The 23,578-nt window shown below is 49.3% G+C and carries 24 protein-coding genes; 14 read left to right on the forward strand and 10 right to left on the reverse strand.

Annotated features, from left to right (window positions below; translation table 11 throughout):
* Positions 1–2 precede the first annotated feature (2 nt).
* Entirely contained in the window at positions 3–1,346 is a 1,344-nt protein-coding gene (locus tag HEN33_RS05670; protein WP_000934983.1) for a hemolysin family protein, read from the forward strand.
* A gap of 62 nt (positions 1,347–1,408) precedes the next feature.
* On the opposite strand, the gene HEN33_RS05675 is transcribed toward HEN33_RS05670, so the two are convergent.
* Positions 1,409–1,615, reverse strand: coding sequence for a DUF1107 domain-containing protein (locus tag HEN33_RS05675; RefSeq protein ID WP_000689228.1), 207 nt, complete (start codon positions 1,613–1,615; stop codon positions 1,409–1,411).
* A 325-nt stretch (positions 1,616–1,940) separates the two neighbouring features.
* Between HEN33_RS05675 and HEN33_RS05680 the strand changes: the two genes are divergently transcribed.
* Positions 1,941–2,495 (forward strand): YtfJ family protein, encoded by a 555-nt coding sequence (locus tag HEN33_RS05680; RefSeq protein ID WP_000175278.1) that lies wholly within the window; start codon positions 1,941–1,943, stop codon positions 2,493–2,495.
* 100 nt (positions 2,496–2,595) lie between these two features.
* Here HEN33_RS05680 and HEN33_RS05685 read toward each other — a convergent pair whose 3' ends face one another.
* Both HEN33_RS05685 and cysQ read right to left on the reverse strand, forming a co-directional pair.
* Positions 2,596–3,519 carry a hypothetical protein gene (locus HEN33_RS05685; RefSeq protein ID WP_183083421.1) on the reverse strand — a complete coding sequence of 308 codons (924 nt, stop codon included), beginning with the start codon at positions 3,517–3,519 and terminating at the stop codon, positions 2,596–2,598.
* A gap of 212 nt (positions 3,520–3,731) precedes the next feature.
* Positions 3,732–4,472 (reverse strand): 3'(2'),5'-bisphosphate nucleotidase CysQ, encoded by a 741-nt coding sequence (gene cysQ / locus HEN33_RS05690; protein WP_000886904.1) that lies wholly within the window; start codon positions 4,470–4,472, stop codon positions 3,732–3,734.
* 189 nt (positions 4,473–4,661) lie between these two features.
* Here cysQ and cpdB point away from each other — a divergent pair, with 189 nt between their 5' ends.
* Positions 4,662–6,605: a 2',3'-cyclic-nucleotide 2'-phosphodiesterase gene (gene cpdB, locus HEN33_RS05695; RefSeq protein WP_176263558.1), complete on the forward strand. Its 1,944-nt coding sequence runs from the start codon at positions 4,662–4,664 to the stop codon at positions 6,603–6,605.
* Positions 6,606–6,729: 124 nt separating this feature from the next.
* On the opposite strand, the gene HEN33_RS05700 is transcribed toward cpdB, so the two are convergent.
* A complete protein-coding gene (locus HEN33_RS05700) occupies positions 6,730–7,110 on the reverse strand; it encodes a winged helix-turn-helix transcriptional regulator (RefSeq protein WP_000075980.1) in 381 nt (126 codons plus the stop codon).
* 87 nt (positions 7,111–7,197) lie between these two features.
* Here HEN33_RS05700 and qorB point away from each other — a divergent pair, with 87 nt between their 5' ends.
* The 3 genes from qorB (at position 7,198) to ytfE (ending at position 9,902) form a co-directional block, all read left to right on the forward strand.
* Positions 7,198–8,058, forward strand: coding sequence for an NAD(P)H:quinone oxidoreductase (gene qorB / locus HEN33_RS05705; protein WP_176263557.1), 861 nt, complete (start codon positions 7,198–7,200; stop codon positions 8,056–8,058).
* A gap of 108 nt (positions 8,059–8,166) precedes the next feature.
* On the forward strand, positions 8,167–9,132 hold the full coding sequence (locus HEN33_RS05710; RefSeq protein ID WP_176263559.1) for a DMT family transporter: 966 nt from the start codon (positions 8,167–8,169) through the stop codon (positions 9,130–9,132).
* A gap of 107 nt (positions 9,133–9,239) precedes the next feature.
* The gene (gene ytfE, locus HEN33_RS05715) at positions 9,240–9,902 is read left to right on the forward strand and encodes an iron-sulfur cluster repair protein YtfE (protein WP_176263556.1); all 663 of its coding nucleotides are present in this window, start codon (positions 9,240–9,242) and stop codon (positions 9,900–9,902) included.
* A gap of 44 nt (positions 9,903–9,946) precedes the next feature.
* Here the strand turns inward: ytfE and cycA are convergent, their stop codons facing one another.
* Both cycA and fklB read right to left on the reverse strand, forming a co-directional pair.
* On the reverse strand, positions 9,947–11,359 hold the full coding sequence (gene cycA / locus HEN33_RS05720) for a D-serine/D-alanine/glycine transporter (protein WP_000228346.1): 1,413 nt from the start codon (positions 11,357–11,359) through the stop codon (positions 9,947–9,949).
* A gap of 308 nt (positions 11,360–11,667) precedes the next feature.
* Positions 11,668–12,288 (reverse strand): FKBP-type peptidyl-prolyl cis-trans isomerase, encoded by a 621-nt coding sequence (fklB, locus tag HEN33_RS05725; RefSeq protein ID WP_088541516.1) that lies wholly within the window; start codon positions 12,286–12,288, stop codon positions 11,668–11,670.
* Between the two features lie 217 nt (positions 12,289–12,505).
* On the opposite strand from fklB, the gene ytfB reads away from it, so the two are divergent.
* On the forward strand, positions 12,506–13,144 hold the full coding sequence (ytfB, locus tag HEN33_RS05730; RefSeq protein WP_001119472.1) for a cell division protein YtfB: 639 nt from the start codon (positions 12,506–12,508) through the stop codon (positions 13,142–13,144).
* Here the strand turns inward: ytfB and HEN33_RS05735 are convergent.
* A complete protein-coding gene (locus HEN33_RS05735) occupies positions 13,128–13,775 on the reverse strand; it encodes a TetR/AcrR family transcriptional regulator (protein ID WP_176263555.1) in 648 nt (215 codons plus the stop codon). The two genes, ytfB and HEN33_RS05735, sit on opposite strands and share 17 nt — an antisense overlap.
* A gap of 207 nt (positions 13,776–13,982) precedes the next feature.
* Here HEN33_RS05735 and HEN33_RS05740 point away from each other — a divergent pair, with 207 nt between their 5' ends.
* The 7 genes from HEN33_RS05740 (at position 13,983) to HEN33_RS05770 (ending at position 22,466) form a co-directional block, all read left to right on the forward strand.
* Positions 13,983–14,774 (forward strand): 3-ketoacyl-ACP reductase, encoded by a 792-nt coding sequence (locus HEN33_RS05740; RefSeq protein ID WP_176263554.1) that lies wholly within the window; start codon positions 13,983–13,985, stop codon positions 14,772–14,774.
* A 9-nt stretch (positions 14,775–14,783) separates the two neighbouring features.
* On the forward strand, positions 14,784–15,626 hold the full coding sequence (locus tag HEN33_RS05745; protein WP_088541517.1) for a sugar phosphate isomerase/epimerase family protein: 843 nt from the start codon (positions 14,784–14,786) through the stop codon (positions 15,624–15,626).
* Positions 15,627–15,635: 9 nt separating this feature from the next.
* The gene (locus HEN33_RS05750) at positions 15,636–16,412 is read left to right on the forward strand and encodes an enoyl-CoA hydratase/isomerase family protein (protein ID WP_001283548.1); all 777 of its coding nucleotides are present in this window, start codon (positions 15,636–15,638) and stop codon (positions 16,410–16,412) included.
* A 9-nt stretch (positions 16,413–16,421) separates the two neighbouring features.
* Positions 16,422–17,963 (forward strand): acyl CoA:acetate/3-ketoacid CoA transferase, encoded by a 1,542-nt coding sequence (locus HEN33_RS05755; protein ID WP_176263553.1) that lies wholly within the window; start codon positions 16,422–16,424, stop codon positions 17,961–17,963.
* Positions 17,960–20,032, forward strand: coding sequence for an FAD-dependent oxidoreductase (locus tag HEN33_RS05760; protein WP_176263552.1), 2,073 nt, complete (start codon positions 17,960–17,962; stop codon positions 20,030–20,032). The genes HEN33_RS05755 and HEN33_RS05760 overlap by 4 nt, the downstream gene beginning before the upstream one ends.
* A gap of 92 nt (positions 20,033–20,124) precedes the next feature.
* Positions 20,125–21,402: an MFS transporter gene (locus tag HEN33_RS05765; protein WP_001033614.1), complete on the forward strand. Its 1,278-nt coding sequence runs from the start codon at positions 20,125–20,127 to the stop codon at positions 21,400–21,402.
* 269 nt (positions 21,403–21,671) lie between these two features.
* Positions 21,672–22,466 carry a DUF2686 family protein gene (locus tag HEN33_RS05770; protein WP_088541520.1) on the forward strand — a complete coding sequence of 265 codons (795 nt, stop codon included), beginning with the start codon at positions 21,672–21,674 and terminating at the stop codon, positions 22,464–22,466.
* Positions 22,467–22,536: 70 nt separating this feature from the next.
* Here HEN33_RS05770 and rplI read toward each other — a convergent pair whose 3' ends face one another.
* The 3 genes from rplI to priB are packed head-to-tail and all read right to left on the reverse strand — an operon-like array spanning position 22,537 to position 23,574.
* Entirely contained in the window at positions 22,537–22,986 is a 450-nt protein-coding gene (gene rplI, locus HEN33_RS05775; RefSeq protein ID WP_001196062.1) for a 50S ribosomal protein L9, read from the reverse strand.
* A 41-nt stretch (positions 22,987–23,027) separates the two neighbouring features.
* The gene (gene rpsR / locus HEN33_RS05780; RefSeq protein ID WP_000135199.1) at positions 23,028–23,255 is read right to left on the reverse strand and encodes a 30S ribosomal protein S18; all 228 of its coding nucleotides are present in this window, start codon (positions 23,253–23,255) and stop codon (positions 23,028–23,030) included.
* A 4-nt stretch (positions 23,256–23,259) separates the two neighbouring features.
* The gene (priB, locus tag HEN33_RS05785) at positions 23,260–23,574 is read right to left on the reverse strand and encodes a primosomal replication protein N (RefSeq protein ID WP_176263633.1); all 315 of its coding nucleotides are present in this window, start codon (positions 23,572–23,574) and stop codon (positions 23,260–23,262) included.
* Between the last annotated feature and the right edge of the window lie 4 nt (positions 23,575–23,578).

A 23,578-nucleotide genomic window follows, 5' to 3' on the forward strand; every position in this document is an offset into this window, starting at 1 on the left:
ATATGTTAAACAGTATTTTTGTCATACTCTGCTTGATCGCTGTAAGTGCGTTCTTCTCGATGTCCGAGATCTCACTTGCCGCTTCACGCAAAATCAAACTAAAACTGCTGGCTGATGAAGGCAATATAAATGCCCAACGCGTTCTGAATATGCAAGAAAATCCTGGCATGTTCTTTACCGTGGTACAAATCGGTCTTAACGCAGTGGCGATTCTCGGCGGTATTGTCGGTGATGCGGCGTTTTCTCCAGCTTTTCACAGCCTGTTCTCCCGCTATATGTCGGCGGAACTCTCTGAGCAACTGAGCTTTATTCTCTCTTTCTCGTTAGTAACTGGCATGTTTATCCTGTTTGCGGATTTAACTCCGAAACGCATCGGTATGATTGCGCCAGAAGCGGTGGCTTTGCGTATCATCAACCCGATGCGCTTCTGCCTGTACGTTTGCACCCCGTTGGTGTGGTTCTTCAACGGCCTGGCGAACATGATCTTCCGTATCTTTAAACTGCCAATGGTACGTAAAGATGACATCACTTCTGATGACATCTATGCAGTTGTGGAAGCAGGTGCACTGGCGGGCGTGTTACGTAAACAGGAACACGAGCTGATAGAAAACGTCTTTGAGCTGGAATCCCGTACCGTTCCGTCGTCAATGACACCGCGTGAAAACGTGATTTGGTTTGATCTCCACGAAGATGAGCAAAGTCTGAAGAATAAGGTGGCGGAACATCCGCACTCGAAATTTCTCGTCTGTAATGAAGATATTGACCACATCATCGGCTATGTCGATTCTAAAGACCTGCTGAACCGCGTGCTGGCTAACCAAAGCCTGGCACTGAACAGCGGCGTACAAATTCGCAACACACTGATTGTGCCGGATACATTAACCCTTTCAGAGGCATTGGAAAGTTTTAAAACTGCGGGTGAAGACTTCGCGGTGATCATGAACGAGTACGCGCTGGTCGTTGGGATCATCACCCTCAACGACGTAATGACCACACTAATGGGCGATCTGGTCGGTCAGGGACTGGAAGAGCAGATTGTCGCCCGTGATGAGAACTCATGGTTGATTGATGGCGGCACCCCGATTGACGACGTAATGCGTGTGCTGGATATTGATGAGTTCCCGCAGTCAGGCAACTACGAAACCATCGGCGGCTTTATGATGTTTATGCTGCGTAAAATCCCGAAACGCACCGACTCGGTGAAATTCGCCGGCTACAAATTTGAAGTGGTGGATATCGATAACTACCGCATCGACCAGTTGCTGGTAACGCGGATCGACAGCAAGGCCACCGCCCTTTCGCCCAAACTGCCTGACGTTAAAGATAAAGAAGAAAACGTCGCGTAACCCCAAGAAACATCAACGGCTCCTGAATCAGGAGCCGTCTTATTTACTGCATAGCACTTTGGTTAAGCCATCTCTGTTTGCAGACGCATAACCTGACGGTTAACTTCGGACATCACTGACAAATGCAGCTTATCCTTCACTTTTGGGATAAGAATCTTACCCTTATCAAATTCAAAAGCGCCAACGTCCTTGATGTATAACCGTCCACGGAACAGGATCTTTACGTACTTCGCCACCTGCAGTGGGTTGTACCGTTGGAAAATTTTCATTGTTATCTCCTGCTGAGTATTACGCCTTTGCGGTGCCACAATCGGCCCAACTATTATGAGGCGCAAATTTTAATGCTTAGTGACTATAGACTATCCGGGTAATGTTTCCACCGCGTATAACTTTTTTTACCTAAAGGTTACAATTATTCAGAATTATCTTTTTACCGAAGCGCGGTCTTCAGTATAAGCATTCATTTTTCATATGATTTGTGCGCTTGACCGCAAACTGGCATCACACTTGCGGGAAATTCGATAAATAGCACATATGATTAAAATTCAGACCCCAAGTGGTCGGATCACCTGCATATCATAAGAAGGATACACCATGACCCTACGTAAGATTCTGGCACTCACCTGCCTGCTGTTGCCGATGATGGCTTCCGCACATCAGTTTGAAACCGGTCAACGAGTGCCACCGATAGGCATTACCGATCGGGGCGAGTTGGTGCTTGATAAAGATCAGTTTAGCTACAAAACCTGGAACAGCGCGCAGTTAGTGGGAAAAGTGCGAGTACTGCAACATATTGCTGGTCGCACCTCTGCAAAAGAGAAAAACGCGACGCTGATTGAAGCGATTAAATCAGCAAAGTTACCGCACGATCGTTACCAGACCACCACCATTGTGAACACCGACGACGCGATTCCGGGTTCTGGCATGTTTGTGCGCAGCAGTCTGGAGAGTAATAAAAAGCTTTATCCCTGGTCGCAGTTTATTGTCGATAGCAATGGCATCGCGCGCGGTGCCTGGCAGCTAGATGAAGAAAGTTCCGCTGTAGCGGTGCTGGACAAAGACGGTCGAGTGCAATGGGCCAAAGACGGTGCGCTCACTCAGGAAGAGGTGCAGCAAGTGATGAACCTGCTGCAAAAGTTGCTCAAATAATGTTAATAACATAAATTCTGGAAAAATAAATTTCCCCTATCGATATATATGGGATAGGGGAATTAAGTCTCTGAGTTTTTACGCCGAACTCATACTAGTATCAATAACCCTTATTCGCGTTTAACGGTTTTACCTCTTTTTTAAACGCTTCAATGGTAGATTTATATTTCTTGTGAATCTTTTCTTCGGTATAATTACCGTTTGCGGCCAGATTTGCACTTACAATCGCTTCCACTTGCTCGGTTATTTCCACTTGTTGGTAACCTGCATTAACCAGAAAATTATAAATAAGAGAGTAATCTTCACCCTGCAAAAAAATATAAGAGCCAGTTCGAAGTTCCTCATCCCCTCCATAGATTTTAAGAGCAAAGCCCAAAGATTCTATGACCATGGCATAATTTCCATTATTTATTTTCTCGCAAAAATACCATCCTTCACATTCTTTAATGCTACCTCCTGGCCCTTCAAGTTCAAATTTACCCCGTTTTAATTTGCTTACTACATTCTCCAAATAAGCAGAATCGTAAGATAAGTTACCCACCGCCTTCCGAAAATAACCGTTAATCCTTTCAGGTATGTCAGACTGTTTTTTCTGCAAAATATCATAGGCATACAATCTTCTATTTTGTGCTAGTGGAAATTCACGGTTTTTAAAGTCTATAAATGAGTTATACTCATTTATTGTTATAGGGATTTCTTCGTATTCAAATCCAGTGCCTCGCAATGTCATTGTATATTCGGCACCGTTATCTTTAAGGCGGAAGCTGATAAGAAAATTATCCATGGAGTGAACGGTTTCATCTTTTAATGAAAGCACCTGATAACTATTTTTATCGATCTGTGTTGCTCTAAGAAAGAACTCCCTTAAAATTAACAGACTATCATAATTCGAAATCCAATCCCTTTTCTTAAATGCATGCTGAATATTATTAAAGAAATTATTTGAATGTATTTTTGTATGCGATGACTTTACAAATAACTCCACTGCACCAAAAAAATTATTGTGTCTAATCTTGGGTAACATATGACAACCTTATTATATTTGGTTATTCTATGTCGCCATTAAATATCTTGTTAAAGAAGTAAACTATCAAAAAATGCTCATTATTAAGATATAACTCATTAGCGTTAGAATATTTACACTTTAAATACAATCCCTTTATATCTATAACTTTTTAGGTTGGAAACAAATCAGGATGGCAGAATCAGGAAATACACTGTTTCTGCCATATATATTTAATAAATAGAGACTCTGAACCCAGGATTCAGGAACGACTCGCGCGGGGTATAATCCAGCGGTTTACCCTGCCAGTCGTGAACGTGCGCTCCGGCCGCTGCCGCAACTGCGTGACCGGCGGCGGTGTCCCAAATATTGGTTGGCCCGAAACGCGGGTAAAGCTGCGCCTGCCCTTCCGCCACCAGGCAGAATTTCAGCGAAGAGCCGATAGACGTGGTTTGATGTTCGCCAAGCTGTTGCAGATACTCTTTCAGCTCCGCATCCGCATGGGAACGGCTGATCACCACCAGCGGCGGGCGCGCATCGCGGACCTGAATCTGCTTGCGTACACCGCACTCTTCTTTCCAGGCTTTGCCGTCTGCCGCGCTGTACATTACGTTCATTACCGGCGCATACACCACACCTAAAATCGGTTTGCCGTGGTCGATGAGCGCAATATTAACGGTGAATTCACCATTACGTTTAATAAACTCTTTAGTACCATCCAGCGGGTCTACCAGCCAGTAACGCTGCCAGTGTTGACGGACTTCCCAACCGGGAGGATCTTCTTCAGAAAGGACCGGAATATCCGGTGTCAGCGTACGTAAACCGTCCATGATAACGGTGTGTGCGGCAATATCCGCTGCCGTTACCGGAGAATTGTCCGCTTTGCTGACGACGTCCATCGGTTTCGTCCCGTCGTAGACCTGCATAATGGCATCGCCTGCATTCCGTGCAAGCTGGCATACTTGATCTAACATTTCTCCACCTCGTCTCTGTGAGCGGTGTTAACTTATTGTTTTACTTATACCCTATCGTTAAAGAATGCGCCAACTGTGATAGTGTCATCATTTTCAAAGCGTTAAATTGTGGCATTCTTCACTGTTCTAAAAGTAAGAGGTTTATTCTCCCTTTTCTTTCGAATTCCCGATGATAAAAGGATGTCCCTGATGATTAAGTTTAGCGCAACGCTCCTGGCCACGCTGATTGCCGCGAGTGTGAATGCAGCGACGGTCGATCTGCGTATCATGGAAACCACTGATTTGCATAGCAACATGATGGATTTCGATTATTACAAAGACACCGCCACGGAAAAATTCGGACTGGTACGTACGGCAAGCCTGATTAACGATGCCCGCAATGAAGTGAAAAACAGCGTACTGGTCGATAATGGCGATTTGATTCAGGGGAGTCCGCTGGCCGATTACATGTCGGCGAAAGGATTAAAAGCCGGAGATATTCATCCGGTCTATAAGGCATTGAATACGCTGGACTATACCGTCGGCACACTCGGTAACCACGAGTTTAACTACGGTCTGGATTACCTGAAAAATGCACTGGCAGGAGCGAAATTCCCTTATGTAAACGCCAACGTCATTGACGCTAAAACCAAACAGCCCATGTTTACACCGTATTTGATTAAAGACACCGAAGTGGTCGATAAAGACGGAAAAAAACAGACGCTGAAGATTGGCTATATTGGCGTCGTACCGCCGCAGATTATGGGATGGGATAAAGCTAATTTATCTGGCAAAGTCACCGTTAACGATATAACGGAAACTGTGCGCAAGTACGTACCTGAAATGCGCGAGAAAGGTGCCGATCTCGTTGTCGTTTTGGCGCATTCTGGTCTCTCTGCCGATCCGTATAAAGTGATGGCAGAAAACTCAGTTTATTACCTCAGTGAAATTCCGGGCGTTGATGCCATTATGTTTGGCCATGCTCACGCCGTCTTCCCGAGTAAAGATTTTGCGAATATCAAAGGGGCTGATATCGCCAAAGGCACGCTGAACGGCGTTCCGGCGGTAATGCCGGGCATGTGGGGCGATCATCTCGGCGTGGTCGATCTGCAACTCAATAATGACAGCGGAAAATGGCAGGTGACGCAGGCGAAAGCGGAAGCACGGCCAATTTACGATATCGCCAATAAAAAATCCCTCGCGGCGGAAGACAGCAAGCTGGTAGAAACACTTAAAGCCGATCACAACGCCACACGCCAGTTTGTCAGCAAACCAATCGGTAAATCTGCCGACAATATGTATAGCTATTTGGCGCTGGTGCAGGACGATCCGACCGTGCAGGTGGTGAATAATGCACAAAAAGCGTATGTCGAACATTACATTCAGGGCGATCCGGATCTGGCAAAACTGCCGGTGCTTTCAGCTGCCGCACCGTTTAAAGTCGGTGGTCGCAAAAATGATCCGGCAAGCTATGTGGAGGTGGAAAAAGGTCAGCTGACTTTCCGTAATGCTGCCGATCTTTATCTCTATCCCAATACGCTGATTGTGGTGAAAGCCAGCGGTAAAGAGGTGAAAGAGTGGCTGGAGTGCTCCGCCGGACAGTTTAACCAGATTGATCCTAACAGCACGAAACCGCAGTCACTCATCAACTGGGATAGTTTCCGCACCTATAACTTTGACGTCATTGATGGTGTGAATTATCAGATTGATGTTACTCAGCCCGCCCGCTATGACGGCGAGTGCCAGGTGGTTAATGCCAATGCGGAAAGGATTAAGAACCTGACCTTTAACGGCAAGCCGATTGATCCGAACGCGATGTTCCTCGTTGCCACCAATAACTATCGCGCTTACGGCGGCAAATTTGCAGGTACGGGCGATAGCCATATCGCTTTTGCTTCACCGGATGAGAACCGCTCGGTGCTGGCAGCGTGGATTGCAGATGAGTCGAAGCGTGCGGGGGAAATTCACCCGGCGGCAGATAACAACTGGCGTTTAGCACCGATTCCCGGCGATAAGAAACTGGATATCCGTTTCGAAACCTCTCCGTCAGACAAAGCCGCAGCGTTTATTAAAGAGAAAGGGCAGTATCCGATGAATAAAGTCGCGACCGATGATATCGGCTTTGCGATTTATCAGGTGGATTTGAGTAAGTAAAACACTTTTCCCGTCTATAAATATGAACCGCATCCGGCATTTATTGGCGGATGCGGTGCTGCTGCATCTTATCCGCCCTACAGGTCATGAACCGTAGGCCGAATAAGCGCAGCGCATCCGGCTGTTATGCCGCACGTTCATCCCGCACTGCCAACACCTCGGGCAAATTCAACTCAATCCAGTCCGCCAGTGCAGCAACCTTTTCGCTCACCTGCTCGCCCAGCGGCGTGAGGCTGTATTCCACATGCGGCGGCACCACCGGATAAGAGATACGGTTAAGAAACCCATCCTGCTCTAACGCCTGTAACGACTGCGCAAGCATCTTTTCACTCACCCCACCCATCTTGCGGCGCAGGTCGCTAAAACGGTGCGTACCTTCGCGAAGCGCGACCAGAATCAATACCCCCCAACGGCTGGTGACGTGTTTCAACACCTCGCGCGACGGGCACTGTTCGGCGAAGAGGTTACCCTCTTTCAGTTGTTGCGACAGGCTAGCCTGGCTCATTCATACTTACCTTTTTGTACGTACTTACTAAAAGTAAGTTTAGGTGGTAGCGTATTTAAACACAAGACAAACCGATGGAGGCTTCCCATGATCGCAATTACCGGCGCAACCGGCCAACTTGGTCACCATGTTATTAACTCCTTACTGAAAACCGTTCCTGCCAGCCAAATAGTGGCTATCGCACGTAACCCGGCAAAAGCACAGGCATTGAGCGCGCAAGGCATTACTGTACGTCAGGCTGACTACGGCGATGAAGCCGCACTAACATCTGCGCTTCAGGGAGTGGAAAAACTACTGCTGATCTCTTCCAGCGAAGTGGGTCAACGTGCCACGCAGCATCGAAATGTTATTAATGCCGCTAAGGCGGCGGGCGTGAAATTTATCGCTTATACCAGCCTGCTACATGCTGATACCTCCCCGCTCGGCCTCGCCGATGAGCACATCGAGACGGAGAAAATGCTGGCTGTTTCTGGCATCGCTTACACCTTGCTGCGCAACGGCTGGTACACCGAAAACTATCTCGCCAGCGCCCCGGCAGCACTGGAGCACGGCGTATTTATCGGTGCCGCGGGCGATGGCAAAATTGCCTCAGCTACGCGAGCTGATTATGCGGTAGCTGCGGCGCGCGTAATTAGCGAAGCAGGTCACGAAGGCAAGGTTTATGAACTGGCAGGTGATAGCGCCTGGACACTGACACAGTTAGCGGCGGAACTCACCAAACAGAGCGGCAAACAGGTTACCTATCAAAACCTGAGCGAAGCTGATTTCGCCGCGGCGCTGAAAAGCGTCGGTCTGCCTGACGGGCTGGCGGATATGCTGGCAGATTCTGACGTTGGCGCATCGAAAGGCGGTCTGTTTGATGACAGCAAAACGCTGAGCAAATTGATTGGCCGTCCAACGACAACATTAGCCGAGAGCGTAAGCCATCTTTTTAATGTTAATAACTAGTTAATTAAAGTGGCATCCTCCCGTATCCTCTCTGATAATGACGGGATGCGGGGAACGACTACGGTTGTTCCCAGAATATTTCTTCTGACAGATCAATGGATGCCAGAAATGATTAGCGGCGTGCTGTACGCCCTGTTAGCAGGGTTGATGTGGGGGCTTATATTTGTCGGGCCGTTGATCGTGCCGGAATACCCGGCGATGTTGCAGTCGATGGGGCGTTATCTGGCGTTAGGGCTAATTGCGCTGCCCATTGCCTGGCTGGGACGCGTGCGTCTGCGTCAGTTGGCGCGTCGCGACTGGCTTACCGCCTTGATGCTCACCATGATGGGCAACCTCATCTATTACTTCTGCCTTGCCAGTGCCATTCAACGTACTGGCGCGCCTGTTTCCACGATGATTATTGGCACCCTGCCGGTGGTGATTCCCGTTTTTGCCAATCTGCTTTATAGGCAGCGCGACGGCAAACTCGCGTGGGGAAAACTCGCCCCGGCACTGGTTTGTATTGGCATCGGCCTGGCGTGTGTGAATATTGCTGAGTTAAACCACGGACTCCCCGATTTTGACTGGGCACGTTATACCTCTGGCATCGTGCTGGCGTTAGTTTCCGTGGTCTGCTGGGCATGGTATGCCCTGCGCAACGCCCGCTGGCTGCGGGAAAACCCAGACAAACATCCGATGATGTGGGCGACGGCGCAGGCGCTGGTCACGCTGCCGGTTTCGCTCATCGGTTATCTTGTCGCCTGTTACTGGCTGAATACGCAAACGCCGGACTTCTCCCTATCTTTTGGCCCCCGTCCGCTGGTGTTTATTAGTCTGATGATTGCGATAGCCGTGCTTTGCTCATGGGTTGGCGCACTCTGCTGGAACGTCGCCAGCCAGCGATTACCGACGGTTATCCTCGGACCGTTGATTGTTTTCGAAACGCTGGCAGGTTTGCTGTACACCTTTTTACTCCGCCAGCAAATGCCGCCGCTAATGACGCTGAGCGGTATCGCGCTGTTAGTGATTGGCGTGGTCATTGCGGTCAGAGCCAAACCGGAAAAGCCTTTAACTGAATCTGTCTCAGAAAGTTGACACGCTGGCAGTGAGTTAAATAAGCCTCTGCTACGTAAGGGTTATAGCATTTGCCTTAAAGATGCATTTAAAATACATCTTATATTATTAAGAATGAGGTATCAGCTATGGCTTATCGCGACCAACCTTTAGGTGAACTGGCGCTCTCTATTCCTCGCGCTTCGGCTCTGTTTCGTCAATATGATATGGATTACTGCTGCGGCGGTAAGCAAACGCTGGCGCGTGCGGCGGCACGTAAAGAACTGGATGTTGACGTCATTGAAGCCGAACTGGCAAAGCTTGCTGAACAACCGATTGAGAAAGACTGGCGTAGCGCCCCACTGGCGGAAATCATCGACCATATCATCGTGCGCTACCACGATCGTCACCGTGAACAACTGCCGGAACTGATTATGCAAGCGACTAAAGTCGAACGCGTTCACGCCGACAAACCGAGCGTGCCAAAAGGGCTGACAAAATACCTGACCATGCTGCATGAAGAGCTTTCCAGCCACATGATGAAAGAAGAGCAGATCCTCTTCCCGATGATCAAACAAGGCATGGGTAGCCAGGCGATGGGGCCAATTAGCGTAATGGAAAGCGAGCACGATGAAGCGGGTGAACTGCTGGAAGTAATCAAACACACTACCAATAACGTCACACCGCCGCCGGAAGCCTGCACCACCTGGAAAGCGATGTATAACGGTATTAATGAACTGATTGATGACCTGATGGAGCACATCAGTCTGGAAAACAATGTGCTGTTCCCGCGCGCGCTGGCGGGTGAGTGATCTAAAAGCTGGATGGCATTGCGCCATCCAGCATGATAATGCGGTTATTTCCGCAGTTCAGCAGCCCGCTTCTTACCAATAAACAACCAGCCCAGCCCCAGCGCGATAAACCACAGCGGGGTAACCAGCAGCGCCTGGCGAGTGTCATCTTCCAGTGTCAGCAGCACGACCACGAACACAAAGAACGCCATACATACCCAGCACATCAGCTTGCCGAGCGGCATCTTGTAGATAGACTTCTCATGCAGGTGCGGACGCTGTTTGCGATACACCAGGTATGAGCAAAGGATAATCGTCCAGACGAACATAAACAGAATCGCGGAAACAGTCGTGATCATCGTGAACGCGCCAATTACACTTGGATTCACATACAACATCACCACGCCGCCAAGCAGACAGATACAAGAGAAGGTCAGCCCTTTCGCGGGTACGGCGCGCTTAGAAAGTTTAGCGAACGCTTTCGGCGCAACACCTTCCTGGGCCAGACCAAACAGCATACGGCTGGTAGAGAAGACGCCGCTGTTAGCGGAAGACGCCGCAGAGGTCAGCACCACAAAGTTGATTACGCTGGCAGCCGCAGGCAAACCCACCAACACAAACAATTCAACAAACGGGCTTTTCTCCGGGACTACTGAACTCCACGGCGTCACGGACATAATCACAATCAGCGCGAAGACGTAGAACATAATGATACGGATCGGAATGGAGTTAATCGCGCGTGGCAGTGATTTCTCCGGATCTTTCGTTTCCGCAGCGGTTGTACCGACCAGCTCAATCCCCACGAAAGCGAAAACCGCTATCTGGAATCCGGCAAAGAAGCCACTTAAACCTTTCGGGAACCAGCCGCCGTCATTCCACAAATGCGCGAATGACGCTTCCACACCGGTCGGTGACTGAAAGTGCATCGCCACCATGACCAGGCCGACGACAATCAGTGACACGATGGCGACAATTTTGATCATCGCAAACCAGAACTCCATCTCACCGAACATTTTCACGGTGGCGAGGTTAAGCGTCAGCAGCAGCACTATCACCGCCAGCGAGGCGACCCAGTCGGAGAGATCGGGGAACCAGAACTGAGCATAGGCAGTGATGGCCACCACGTCCGCCATACCGGTAACCACCCAGCAGAACCAGTAGGTCCAGCCAGTGAAATATCCCGCCCATGGCCCCAGTAAATCGGAAGCGAAGTCACTAAAAGATTTGTATTCCAGATTCGAAAGCAGCAATTCCCCCATTGCCCGCATCACGAAAAAGAGCATAAAACCGATGATCATATAAACGAAGATGATCGACGGTCCGGCAAGGCTGATTGTTTTACCGGACCCCATAAACAACCCCGTACCAATGGCCCCACCAATGGCAATAAGCTGAATATGTCGGTTTGTGAGATTGCGCCGTAGCGACTGTTCAGCCGGAGCCTGATCATCGGCAACGACTTTTACCTGATCTACCATGTTTTTTTCTTCCTGTACCTGTCTGTGTTGTTCAGGCTCTGCGGCCTTTAGTCAGTCTATGATACGACGAATCTGTATCGGGACTCATCGATATTAGGTAACAATACGCGGGATGAATACTAAGATTTAGATCTAATGTTAATTTTATGTTTAAAGTGAGTGTCATATCACGGTGATAACGCGAAACAGCTCACAAAAATACACGCTTACGTGGTCTTTGCAACACAAAATAGCGCCATTTGGCAAACTGAAGGGTTTATTGCTGAATGCCTGCTCCCCTCTGGCTCGAGGGGAACAGAATGCGCTGCTTAGAGGATTTCCAGCAGTTCGACTTCAAACACCAGGGTGCTGAACGGAGGGATGGACGCGCCTGCGCCACGCTCGCCATAGGCCAGTTCCTGCGGGATAGTCAGTTCCCATTTAGAACCTACCGGCATCAGAGTCAGTGCTTCAATCCAGCCAGGGATCACGCCGTTAACCGGGAATTCAGCTGGCTCGCCGCGAGCGACGGAGCTGTCAAACACGGTGCCGTCGATCAGTTTTCCGGTGTAATGAACACGAACGCGGTCGGTACGTGCCGGAATTGCGCCTGCACCCTGGTTGATCACGCGGAATTGCAGGCCAGATTCGGTGCTATTCACACCTTCTTTTTTGGCGTTTTCTTCCAGGTATTTCACACCTTCAGCAGCCATCGCCTGGAAACGCTGACGACGAACGGCATCTGCGCGTTCGTGGATTTCACGCAGCGCGCGGTGCACCACATCAACCGGAACAGCCGGATGTTTGCCTTCCAGCGCATCGGCAATGCCTGCAACCAGTGCTTCTGGCAGCAGCCCTTCCAGGCCAGATTCACTCAGTTGTTGCCCTACCTGCAAACCAATGCCGTAGCTTGCTTGCGCTTCGATGGTGTCAAAAGTTGGGGTGGTCATCGTATTTCCTTTCTTAGGGTATAAAGTAGCGGGCAGCATATCAGCCACACTTCTTTGGGTAAAACTTTGTCGCGGGAATGATGACAAATCCCGGGGAAAAAGAAACAATAGCAATATCCCGTATGAATATAATAAAGGCGGGTTTACCACGGACATCATAGCGTTAGCTTATTCATAGGCTATGATTGAGGAACAAGACGCGGAGCAGGAGGAAACCATGCCCGGGCGCTTTGAACTAAAACCAACCCTGGAGAAAGTCTGGCACGCGCCGGACAATTTTCGCTTCATGGACCCGCTGCCGCCGATGCATCGTCGGGGGATCATTATTGCCGCCATTGTATTGGTGGTCGGATTTCTGCTTCCATCTGATGATACGCCCAACGCGCCGGTGGTGACGCGTGAAGCGCAGTTAGATATTCAGTCGCAATCACAACCGCCGACAGAAGAACAGCTGCGGGCGCAGCTAGTCACACCACAAAATGATCCTGATCAGGTGGCTCCGGTCGCTCCAGAACCGATACAGGAAGGCCAACCGGAAGAGCAGCCGCAAACCTCGCAAGTGCAACCTTTCCAGCCAGATAGCGGAATTGACAATCAATGGCGCTCTTATCGTGTCGAACCCGGTAAAACAATGGCGCAGCTGTTCCGCGACCACGGACTGCCCGCTACCGATGTCTATGCAATGGCGCAGGTAGAAGGCGCGGATAAGCCACTGAGTAATTTGCAAAATGGGCAGATGGTGAAAATCCGCCAGAACGCCAGCGGCGTGGTGACGGGCTTAACCATTGATACGGGAAATAATCAACAGGTTCTGTTTACCCGCCAGCCGGATGGCAGTTTTATTCGCGCGCGGTAGATGAAGGGTCAACCAGAAGCCAGCTAAGGATCGTCTCTTTGATGACCTTACGCCTGGCTTCCAGTGCCTGCGGTGAAACCATACTGATGTGATAAACCAGGCCAAGCGTATGTTGGTTGATCAAATAATATCCTCCAAGAGCAGCAATATTAATATTCACCTGCAACGGGTCGATATCTGGCTTAAAAATATTGCGCCGTTTGCCTTCAGCTAATAATGACTCCATTAACTGTAAGTGTGCGTGGTTAATTTCTAAAAGGCGCTGTGATTTTGCATAATGCACCCCTTTACTCTGGTTTTCACTATGCACAATTTTTAAAAACCAGGGGTTAGCAATGTAATAATCCCAGGTGAAATCGATAATTTTCTCAATGGCTTTTTGTGGCGGAATACCTGAGAAATCAAGGGATTTTTCTTTTTGCCGAATATCATTCCAGGTATATTCCAGCACTTCGATAAATAAATTTTCTTTATTACCAAAGTGATGATAAACCGTCTGTTTACTGCACTCCGCGGCCTTGACGATATTATCGACTCTGGCCCCTTCGTAACCATATTCGGCAAATTCATTAACCGCACATAACAACAGCTTTTCCTTCAGGCTTTGTACGTTGCTGGTATCAAGATACATTCCGCTTCCCCACGTCTTCTTCGTGATGACTATCTTAACCTGATCTAACCTTAGCACTAGAAAGAAAAAATATCATTATATTTCACTGTATTATAAAAAATAACGTGACTGCAATCACACTACAACCAACTAGATGGTTGATCTTTCTTGCCGCACATTGCACGCTAATCGTCACTTAAGAAAAATTCAAAAAAAGAGGATTAACGTATGAAGCCAACACGTCCTGTTGCTGTCATCACTGGAGCCGCACGTGGTATTGGAAAGGGCTGTGCGCTGGAGCTTGCGCGTGGCGGATTTAATCTGCTGATTAATGATCGTCCGGATGCCGATAGCGTAGAAAAATTACATGCCACACAACAAGAATGTCTGGCGGAAGGCGTGGAAGTGATTTGCTTCCCTGCTGATGTGGGCGATCTCTCCCTGCATGAAGAGATGCTCGACGCAGCGCAAAACCAGTGGGGACGTCTGGACTGTCTACTCAACAACGCCGGGATTTCAGTGAAAAAACGCGGTGACCTCCTCGACCTCGAACCAGACAGCTTCGACCAAAACATTGCCATTAACACCCGTGCGCCGTTCTTCCTTGCTCAGGCATTCAGTAAGCGATTACTGGCACAGCCGAAACCGGAAGCAGAACTGCCGCACCGCTCGATTATTTTTGTCAGTTCCATAAACGCCATCATGCTGGCGATGAATCGCGGCGAATATACCATTGCCAAAACTGCCGTCTCCGCCGCAGCTCGTCTGTTTGCCGCTCGCCTTTGCAATGAACAAATTGGCGTTTATGAAGTGCGCCCTGGCCTAATCAAAACCGATATGACCATTCCGGCAACGGCTTATTACGACGAACTGATTGCTAAGGGGTTAGTGCCGTGGGGACGTTGGGGTTATCCGGCTGATATTGCCTCAACGGTCCGCGCGATGGCGGAAGGCAAACTGATTTACACCTGTGGTCAGGCGGTCGCCATCGACGGCGGCTTAAGTATGCCGCGCTTCTGAGGCTGAATCATGAGAGATCTGTTACAACGCCCGGATTTATTCAGTATCAATACTGCGACACTGGGCTATAAAACGCCGCTACCTGCCATTATTGATGCCTGCGCCGCACGCGGTATTGGCGCGATTGCCCCCTGGCGCAGGGAGTTACAGGGTGAAGATCTCCAGCAAATCGCCCGCCAGCTTGCTGCCAATAACATGAGCGTTTCCGGTTTGTGTCGTAGCACCTATTACACCGCGCCGACGCTGACGGAACGCAAACTGGCGATTGATGATAACCGCCGGGCGCTGGACGACGCCGCTGTACTGAACGCCGCCTGTTATATGCAGGTGGTTGGCGGTCTGCCAATGGGAACAAAAGATCTGTACGAAGCGCGGGAACAGGTGAAACAAGGGATTCGCCAGTTGCTGCCACATTCGAAAGATGTCGGCGTACCAATTGCGCTGGAGCCGCTACACCCGATGACCGCCGCCGATCGCTCTTGCCTGTGCACGTTACGTCAGGCGCTGGACTGGTGTGATGAACTCGATCCCGATGGGGAGTTTGGCCTCGGCGTGGCGGTGGATGTTTATCACGTCTGGTGGGACCCGGATCTCGCCAGTCAGATCCTGCGTGCCGGAAAGCGCATCCTCGCGTTTCATGTTTCCGACTGGCTGGTGCCAACCACCGATTTAGTCAATGACCGGGGAATGCCGGGAGATGGCGTAATCAATATTCCGTCTATTCGTCGCCAGGTAGAAAATGCCGGATTTAACGGTGCTGTGGAACTGGAAATATTCTCGCCGTACTGGTGGCAAAAAGATATTAACAGCACGCTGGATATTAGCGTCGATCGCATCGCGCATTATTGCTAAGGAATGATCATGAGTGACCAACCCGTTCTGTTCAGCAGAGCGGCGGCTTCTTGCCGCCTGACATTGAACCGTGAAGATAAATGTCATGCTATTAATGAAGAAATGATCGAATCTCTCGACCATTATTTAAATGAAATTGAAAACGACACCACATTACGATTAGTCGAATTAACGGCAACCGGCGATAAATTCTTTTGTGCGGGCGGCGATATTAAATCGTGGTCAGCCTATTCGCCATTAGATATGGGCAGAAAATGGATTAAACGCGGCAATGACGTTTTTAATCGCCTGCGCAATTTACCTCAATTAACGGTTGCGAATCTCAACGGTCATACCATCGGCGGTGGTATTGAACTTGCCTTGTGCTGCGATATTCGTATTGCTCGCCCCGGCGCGAAATTCTCTAATCCGGAAGTAATGCTCGGCATGGTGCCTGGCTGGATGGGCATTGAACGCGTGCTTAATCAGGTCGGTCCGGTGGTCGGTCGCCAGATGCTGATGCTGGGTAAACGCCTGACGGCGCAGGAAGCTCAGGCGGCGAATTTAATTGATGAAGTGGTAGAAAAAGAACAGGTGGAAAGCTGGATGGCGAATCAGTTAGCGCAGCTGGAAAAATGCGGTCCGGTGGCGCTGGCACATATTAAGCAACTGATTCTGGCGCTGGAAAATAAACACGCCGATTACCCGCACCAGTTACTGGCTGGATTAATGTCCGCCACTCAGGATTGCCAGCAGGCGACGCGCGCATTTGCCGAAAAAAGTAGCGTGAGCTTCCAAAATCAATAAGGAAATTGTATGCGTAAGATAACAACCGCCGAGACACTGGCGGCGCAAATTCAGGACGGCGCAACCATTGCCATTAGCGGTAATGGCGGCGGCATGGTGGAAGCGGACCATATTCTGGCTGCTATTGAAGCGCGTTTCCTGCAAACCGGACACCCGCGCGATCTGACATTAATCCACTCGCTGGGCATTGGCGATCGCGACTGCAAAGGCACTAACCGCTTTGCTCATGCAGAGATGCTCAAACGCATTATTGCCGGACATTTTACCTGGTCGCCCAAGATGCAGGATCTGGTAAAAAACAATGCTATTGAAGCCTACTGCTTCCCTGGTGGCGTAATTCAGGCACTGCTGCGGGAGATCGGTGCCGGACGTCCAGGGCTTTTTACCCACGTTGGACTGGGATCGTTTGTTGATCCGCGCAACGGCGGCGGTAAGTCGAACGCTAGCAGCACTGAGGATCTGGTAGAACTGATTGAAATCGACGGTGAAACCAAACTTCGTTATCGCCCCTTCAAAGTGGACTACGCGATTTTGCGTGGCACTTATGCCGATCCGCGTGGCAACGTCAGCCTCGAAGAAGAGGCGATTGATATGGATAGCTATTCCATGGCGCTGGCAGCACACAACAGCGGCGGCAAAGTGTTCGTACAGGTGCGCGATGTGCTGGAAGCTGGTGCCATTGAACCACGCCGGGTCAAATTACCGGGCATTCTGGTTGATGGCATCGTTGAACACCGCGAACAACCGCAAACCTATCTTGGCGGTTACGACCTGACCATCAGCGGTCAGCATCGCCGTTTGAGTTCTAACGACGCTATTGAACTGGTTAGTCATCCGGTGCGCCGCCTGATTGCCCGTCGGGCAGCACGCGAACTGGTGGCTGGCGCTTCAACCAACTTTGGCTTTGGCATTCCCGGCGGCATTCCTGGGGTTGCACTGCGCGAAGGCGTGCCTTATCAAAGTTTATGGCTGAGCGTCGAGCAAGGCGTACATAACGGCATGATGCTGGATGATGCTCTATTCGGCTGCGCCCGTAACGCCGATGCCATTATTCCGTCACTCGATCAGTTCGAGTTCTACAGCGGCGGCGGCATCGACATTACTTTCCTCGGTATGGGTGAGATGGATGAGTACGGTAACGTCAACGTCTCCCATCTCAATGGCAATCTCATTGGCCCCGGCGGATTTCTCGAAATTGCGCAAAACGCCCGTAAAGTGGTGTTCTGTGGCACGTTCGACGCCAAAGGTAGCACGATTGATGTAACACCAGATGGCTTGCATATCGCCCAGTCAGGTCAAATCCCTAAACTGGTTACCCAGGTGGAAAAAATCACTTTTAGCGCCGCCTACGCACAGCAAAGCGGTCAGGAAGTGTTGTATATCACTGAACGTGCAGTATTCCAGTTAACAGCAGAAGGCGTTGAATTAATTGAAATCGCACCAGGTGTGGAGATTGAGCGCGACATTCTGCCATATATGGCTTTCCGTCCAATTATCAATCAGCCACGCCTGATGGAAAGTAGCCTGTTTACGCCGATGGAGGATGCATGAGTCAGCTTGATGACACCCTCCTTGATGCGCTGACGCACGTCACTTTCCCGAAGGGTTTTGTGTCAGCAGAGCCAGCGTCAATTGTCACGGTTGAAGATGTCGATTACCCGATCTGGCAAGTTGATGCGCTAGTCGTTGGTAGCGGCGCGGCAGGGCTGCGCGCAGCGGTTGAACTTAAGCGCCGCCAGCAAAATGTGCTGATCGCCACCGCCGGGTTATATATGGGGACATCGGCATGTTCTGGTTCCGATAAACAGACGCTGTTTACCGCCGCTACCGCGGGCAACGGCGATAACTTCGCCAAACTGGCGGAAGCACTGGCGAGCGGTGGGGCGATGGATCACGACACCGCTTATGTCGAAGCGGTAGGTTCTCTGCACACTCTTGGCGGGTTGCAATATCTTGGTCTGGAATTACCGGAAGATCGCTATGGCGCAATTCTTCGTTATCAAACCGACCATGACGAAGCCGGGCGAGCAACCTCGTGTGGGCCGCGTACTTCTCGCCTAATGGTGAAAGTATTGCTGGAGGAAGTGCAGCGTCTTGCCATACCACTACTGACCAGTGCAACGGTGATTAAGCTCCTGCATCAGCACGGAGAGAATGGCGAAGATCGCGTTGCGGGGGCTATTCTCGCAACCGGTTCCCGCGCCTATAACCCCTGGGGGCTGGCTATTGTGACGGCGCCCAATGTGGTACTGGCAACGGGCGGACCGGGCGAGCTTTATCGCGACAGTGTTTATCCACATAAATGCTTCGGCTCGCTGGGACTGGCACTGGAAGAAGGTTTGACGCTAACCAATCTGACCGAAAGCCAGTTTGGTATAGGCACGCCGCGCAGCACGTTTCCGTGGAATTTGTCCGGCACCTATGTACAGGTGATCCCATATATCTATTCCGTGGATGCCGGGGGCAACGAGTATAACTTCCTCGCAGATTACTATCGCACCACCCAGGAGCTGGCTTCAAACATCTTCCGTAAAGGCTATCAGTGGCCGTTTCACGCCACACGAGTGATGGATTTTGGCTCCAGCTTGTTAGATATGGCAGTAGCGCAAGAGCAGCAATCAGGACGTCAGGTATTTATGGATTTCAATCGCAATCCTGAACCTGTGCCGGGTGACCTGCCGTTCTCATTAGATCGACTGGACGACGACGTTCGCGCGTATCTGGAAAATAACGACGCTCTGGCACCATCGCCCATCGAACGACTGCAACGAATGAATCCGCTGTCTATCTCGCTGTATAAGATGCACGGTTACGATCTCACCACGCAGCCATTGCAGTTTGCCATGAATAATCAGCATATGAATGGCGGCATTGAAGTGGATATCTGGGGGCAAACCTCCCTGCCCGGATGTTTCGCCGTGGGGGAAGTTGCTGGCACACACGGCGTCACTCGCCCTGGTGGTGCGGCATTGAATGCCGGGCAGGTTTTTGCTGTTCGTCTGGCACGTTTTATTGGTTGCACGCAAAAACGTAATATTGATGGAGATATAGCACAGCTGGTAGCTCCGGCACTGGCTTCTATAAGAGAGATCATTACTCAGGCGCACGATAACGGGACCGGGATGCCGTTGTCGGTTGTGAGGGAAAAAATTCAGGCACGAATGTCTGACTACGCGGGATTTATTTGCCATGCCGATAAAGTCCGACGCGCCACTCGTGATGCCCTGCTATTGAACGAATTTGTGCAACGGCATGGATTGGCAATCAAACATGTGGGTGAAGTTGCCGAGCTATTTATGTGGCGGCATATGGCGCTGACTTCTGCCGCGGTATTAACACAATTAACGCATTATATTGATGCTGGTGGTGGTAGCCGTGGGGCGCGTATGGTTATTGATCCACAAGGCAAATGCCTACCACAAACTCGTCGCGGCGCAAAAGAAGAATGGCGTTTTCGCTCTGAACTCGCTGAAGACAAAAATCACAAATTAACAATTCAATATTCGCAAGGTTCTTTTATTACCGAAGTAAAGTCTTTACGTATGCAACCGTGTATTAACGGTATTTACTTTGAAAAAAACTGGCCAGACTTTTTAAAGGGAGACATTTACACACAGTAATTTTCAATATTTACTCTGTACCTGATTTTTATTGCCTATTACATGGAAATACCAACAACCAGGGTTTATTAATATAATTAAAAGGTTTAAAAATGAATAAAATAAAGAATTATCGATGGCATATGATTGCCCTCGTATGCTTTATCACTGTAATCAATTATCTGGACAGAACGGCGTTAGGAATTGCGGCTCCAACGATTATGGAGACAACCGGAATAACCAAAGAACAATATTCATGGATTGTCAGTGCATTCCAGTTGGCCTATACATTGGGGCAACCGGTAATGGGCTTCTTTATTGATACCGTGGGTCTGAAGTTAAGTTTTGCGATATGTGCCGCAATCTGGGGCCTGGCGACAATGGGGCATGCCTTGACAGGAACATGGTCAGGTCTGGCATTTATGCGCGCCCTGATGGGTTTCAGCGAAGCATCGGCAATTCCTGCGGGTGTAAAAACCGCATCAACATGGTTCCCGGCAAAAGAGCGTGGCGTGGCGACAGGTGTTTTCAATATGGGCACCTCACTCGGCGCGATGCTTGCTCCACCGTTGATTGCCTGGTGCATTATGTTTCATAGCTGGCAATTTGCGTTTATTGTCTCAGGTAGCCTTGCTTTACTCGCGGCTTTATTTTGGTTCTTTTGTTATAAAGATCCAAAAGATGCTAAACGCCTTTCTGATGAAGAGCGCCACTATATTGAGTCTGGGCAAGAACAGCATCTTAAAACAGATAAGAAAGAAAAAACGTCAATCAAGCATATCCTCAGCCAACGTAATTTCTGGGGGATTGGCATCGCGCGTTTTCTCGCTGACCCGGCATGGGGAACCATTAACTTCTGGGTACCGATTTTCTTCGTCGAAACGCTGCATTTTAGCCTGAAAGAAATTGCCATGTTCGTCTGGCTGCCTTTCCTGCTGGGCGATCTCGGCTGTTTAGCCAGTGGTTTTGTCGCGAAGTTCTTCCACGATCGCGGCGTGAGTTTAATTAACTCACGAAGAATTACCTTCACTATTGCAGCCGTCATTATGATGACGATTGGTCTGGTGAGTATTGTCGAAAATCCCTACATCGCCGTATTACTGATTAGCATTGGCGCATTCTCGCATCAATGTCTTTCTACTGTTGCGGCAACCTTGGGCGGTGACCTATTCAAAAAAGACGAAGTAGCTACCGCTGTGGGTATGGCAGGAGCCTGTGCGTGGAGCGGTCAGTTGATTTTCAACCTGTTCATCGGGGCATTCGTTCACATTATCGGCTTCGCGCCGTTCTTTATTGCCCTGGCTTTCTTTGACATTATTGGTGCTATTGCGTTGTGGACGCTTATCAAAGTTAAAGATGAAGAACCACAAGTACAGTTAGCTACCCACTAATTATTTTAAATAAAAACGCTATAATTGAGGTTATGGCGTTTTTAAAGAAGCTTGAGTTATCGAACCTCGCTTACCAACGCGTTGTCAGTCATCTCCCCCCTCCCTGGTGCATCGTTATATCCGTGATGAGCGATTTTTGATATTAATATCTTTCACCATCCGCTATTTTCACCACTTCAGAAAACAAACTTATTTTTATTAATATCAATTCTTTTTCTTTGAACATTCAACTGCGATATTTGTAAAAATATTAAACAGGCAACAATAAAATGACATTACCAACAACTATTTATTCATTCCCCGCATATTTACCTCGTTTTTCGTCCACCGACAAACCAGCAAAACTAAAATTTCATCAATACGCACGCGCTACATTACTGTCAAATCGTGGAAGAGATCATAATTGCGATGGCAGACGTACTGTTGAGATCCACAAACTAGATCTCTCAGACTGGCAAGCATTCAATAAGCTAGCGACGAGGTGTAATACTTACGATGGAATAACAATGAATGGTGATAATTCTTTTGGATGGAACCATGAAGCTACATTAGATAATATTCACGCCCAGAAATACAATAAAGCTTACGCGGGTGCGCGGTTAACCGCAGAACTGAAATATTTATTGCAAGATGTCGAATCCTTCGAACCCAACAGTAAATACACAATACACGAAGTGGTTTTGGGACCTGGTTATGGTACTCCAGACTATACCGGCCAAACGATAGGATACGTTGTAACCCTTCCTGCCCAAATGCCTAATTGCTGGTCATCTGAACTACCAACAATCGATCTTTATATCGACCAACTTCGCACTGTTACAGGCGTTTCTAATGCCCTCGGATTCATCATTGCTGCATTGCTAAACGCGTATTCTGATTTACCCCATGATTTGAAAATTGGTCTACGTTCCTTATCAAATTCAGCCGCAATCTACTCGGGTTTAGGTTTCGAGCGAGTGCCGCAGGACCGAGACATAAGGAGTGATCGTATGCATCTAACGCCAGCAAACCATCCTGACTTATGGACACAAGAGAATGGTGAATGGATCTACTTGCGAAATTAATGCCTGACGAAAAATAGAAAGCAAAACGCCGACCAATGGTCGGCGTTTTTACGTCTCGTTGAATAACGAATTATTCAGCTACTACGTTTACGATCACTTTCGCGAATACTTCGCTGTGAACCTGGAAGCTCACTTCGTGTTCGCCAGTGGTACGCAGAACGCCGTTCGGCAGACGAACTTCGCTCTTAGCCACTTCAACGCCAGCTGCAGTTACAGCGTCAGCGATGTCGCGAGTACCGATGGAACCGAACAGTTTACCTTCGTCGCCAGCTTTAGACGCGATGGTAACAGTTTCCAGTGCATTGATTTTCTCAGCGCGAGCATTAGCAGCTGCCAGAACTTCAGCCAGTTTAGCTTCCAGTTCAGCGCGACGTGCTTCGAAGAATTCAATGTTTTTCTTGGTAGCTGGAACAGCTTTACCCTGCGGTACCAGGAAGTTACGAGCATAGCCCGCTTTAACGTTTACCTGATCACCCAGGCTACCCAGGTTTGCTACTTTATCAAGCAGAATAACTTGCATTACCTTATCCTCTCAAAGTCGTATTAATGGACCGTGACCGATTACTGATGGCGATCAGTGTACGGCAGCAGGGACAGGTAGCGAGCGCGTTTGATAGCGCGAGCCAGCTGACGCTGGTATTTTGCACGGGTACCGGTGATACGGCTTGGGACAATCTTACCGCTTTCGGTGATGTAGTTTTTCAGCGTAGCGATATCTTTATAGTCGATCTCTTGAACGCCTTCCGCGGTGAAACGGCAGAACTTGCGACGACGGAAATAACGTGCCATATGGCTAGTCTCCAGAATCTATCAATTCAATCTGCTCGGCATGCAAAACCATTTTGCTCAGTCCGTTCTTTGCCTTGTGGCATGAAATGAACCCCTGAATGGTTATGCGACTGCCGACCGTTATACTGTGAGTAATGGCCTGGTTTTCGTGTCCGCTAACAATAACGGGCATTTGACACCACGCCTGCCGGTGAAAGCCGGCTTCCTCCTGCACAGAACGATGCTCAAGCACGAACTGGCAGTGAGGAATTCCTGATGGACTGACCTTTCGAAGGGGAGTCCTGCACACGGTGCCGGACAACACCAGACGGTTGGTCATCAGA

Origin of the sequence: Escherichia sp. 94.0001, from assembly GCF_013369155.2 — a bacterium.
Taxonomy (GTDB): domain Bacteria; phylum Pseudomonadota; class Gammaproteobacteria; order Enterobacterales; family Enterobacteriaceae; genus Escherichia; species Escherichia coli_F.

Excerpts from the sequence above, each read along its gene's own strand:
- HEN33_RS05740 (WP_176263554.1), top strand. The coding sequence starts at position 13,983 with ATGAAGCCAACACGTCCTGTTGCTGTCATCACTGGAGCCGCACGTGGT.
- HEN33_RS05770 (WP_088541520.1), top strand. The coding sequence starts at position 21,672 with ATGACATTACCAACAACTATTTATTCATTCCCCGCATATTTACCTCGT.
- ytfB (WP_001119472.1), top strand. The coding sequence starts at position 12,506 with ATGCCCGGGCGCTTTGAACTAAAACCAACCCTGGAGAAAGTCTGGCAC.
- HEN33_RS05765 (WP_001033614.1), top strand. The coding sequence starts at position 20,125 with ATGAATAAAATAAAGAATTATCGATGGCATATGATTGCCCTCGTATGC.
- HEN33_RS05675 (WP_000689228.1), bottom strand. The coding sequence starts at position 1,615 with ATGAAAATTTTCCAACGGTACAACCCACTGCAGGTGGCGAAGTACGTA.
- cycA (WP_000228346.1), bottom strand. The coding sequence starts at position 11,359 with ATGGTAGATCAGGTAAAAGTCGTTGCCGATGATCAGGCTCCGGCTGAA.
- HEN33_RS05710 (WP_176263559.1), top strand. The coding sequence starts at position 8,167 with ATGATTAGCGGCGTGCTGTACGCCCTGTTAGCAGGGTTGATGTGGGGG.
- HEN33_RS05670 (WP_000934983.1), top strand. The coding sequence starts at position 3 with ATGTTAAACAGTATTTTTGTCATACTCTGCTTGATCGCTGTAAGTGCG.
- HEN33_RS05685 (WP_183083421.1), bottom strand. The coding sequence starts at position 3,519 with ATGTTACCCAAGATTAGACACAATAATTTTTTTGGTGCAGTGGAGTTA.
- rplI (WP_001196062.1), bottom strand. The coding sequence starts at position 22,986 with ATGCAAGTTATTCTGCTTGATAAAGTAGCAAACCTGGGTAGCCTGGGT.
- HEN33_RS05735 (WP_176263555.1), bottom strand. The coding sequence starts at position 13,775 with ATGTATCTTGATACCAGCAACGTACAAAGCCTGAAGGAAAAGCTGTTG.
- HEN33_RS05750 (WP_001283548.1), top strand. The coding sequence starts at position 15,636 with ATGAGTGACCAACCCGTTCTGTTCAGCAGAGCGGCGGCTTCTTGCCGC.
- ytfE (WP_176263556.1), top strand. The coding sequence starts at position 9,240 with ATGGCTTATCGCGACCAACCTTTAGGTGAACTGGCGCTCTCTATTCCT.
- HEN33_RS05755 (WP_176263553.1), top strand. The coding sequence starts at position 16,422 with ATGCGTAAGATAACAACCGCCGAGACACTGGCGGCGCAAATTCAGGAC.
- rpsR (WP_000135199.1), bottom strand. The coding sequence starts at position 23,255 with ATGGCACGTTATTTCCGTCGTCGCAAGTTCTGCCGTTTCACCGCGGAA.
- HEN33_RS05745 (WP_088541517.1), top strand. The coding sequence starts at position 14,784 with ATGAGAGATCTGTTACAACGCCCGGATTTATTCAGTATCAATACTGCG.
- cpdB (WP_176263558.1), top strand. The coding sequence starts at position 4,662 with ATGATTAAGTTTAGCGCAACGCTCCTGGCCACGCTGATTGCCGCGAGT.
- HEN33_RS05700 (WP_000075980.1), bottom strand. The coding sequence starts at position 7,110 with ATGAGCCAGGCTAGCCTGTCGCAACAACTGAAAGAGGGTAACCTCTTC.
- cysQ (WP_000886904.1), bottom strand. The coding sequence starts at position 4,472 with ATGTTAGATCAAGTATGCCAGCTTGCACGGAATGCAGGCGATGCCATT.
- HEN33_RS05680 (WP_000175278.1), top strand. The coding sequence starts at position 1,941 with ATGACCCTACGTAAGATTCTGGCACTCACCTGCCTGCTGTTGCCGATG.
- priB (WP_176263633.1), bottom strand. The coding sequence starts at position 23,574 with ATGACCAACCGTCTGGTGTTGTCCGGCACCGTGTGCAGGACTCCCCTT.
- qorB (WP_176263557.1), top strand. The coding sequence starts at position 7,198 with ATGATCGCAATTACCGGCGCAACCGGCCAACTTGGTCACCATGTTATT.
- HEN33_RS05760 (WP_176263552.1), top strand. The coding sequence starts at position 17,960 with ATGAGTCAGCTTGATGACACCCTCCTTGATGCGCTGACGCACGTCACT.
- fklB (WP_088541516.1), bottom strand. The coding sequence starts at position 12,288 with ATGACCACCCCAACTTTTGACACCATCGAAGCGCAAGCAAGCTACGGC.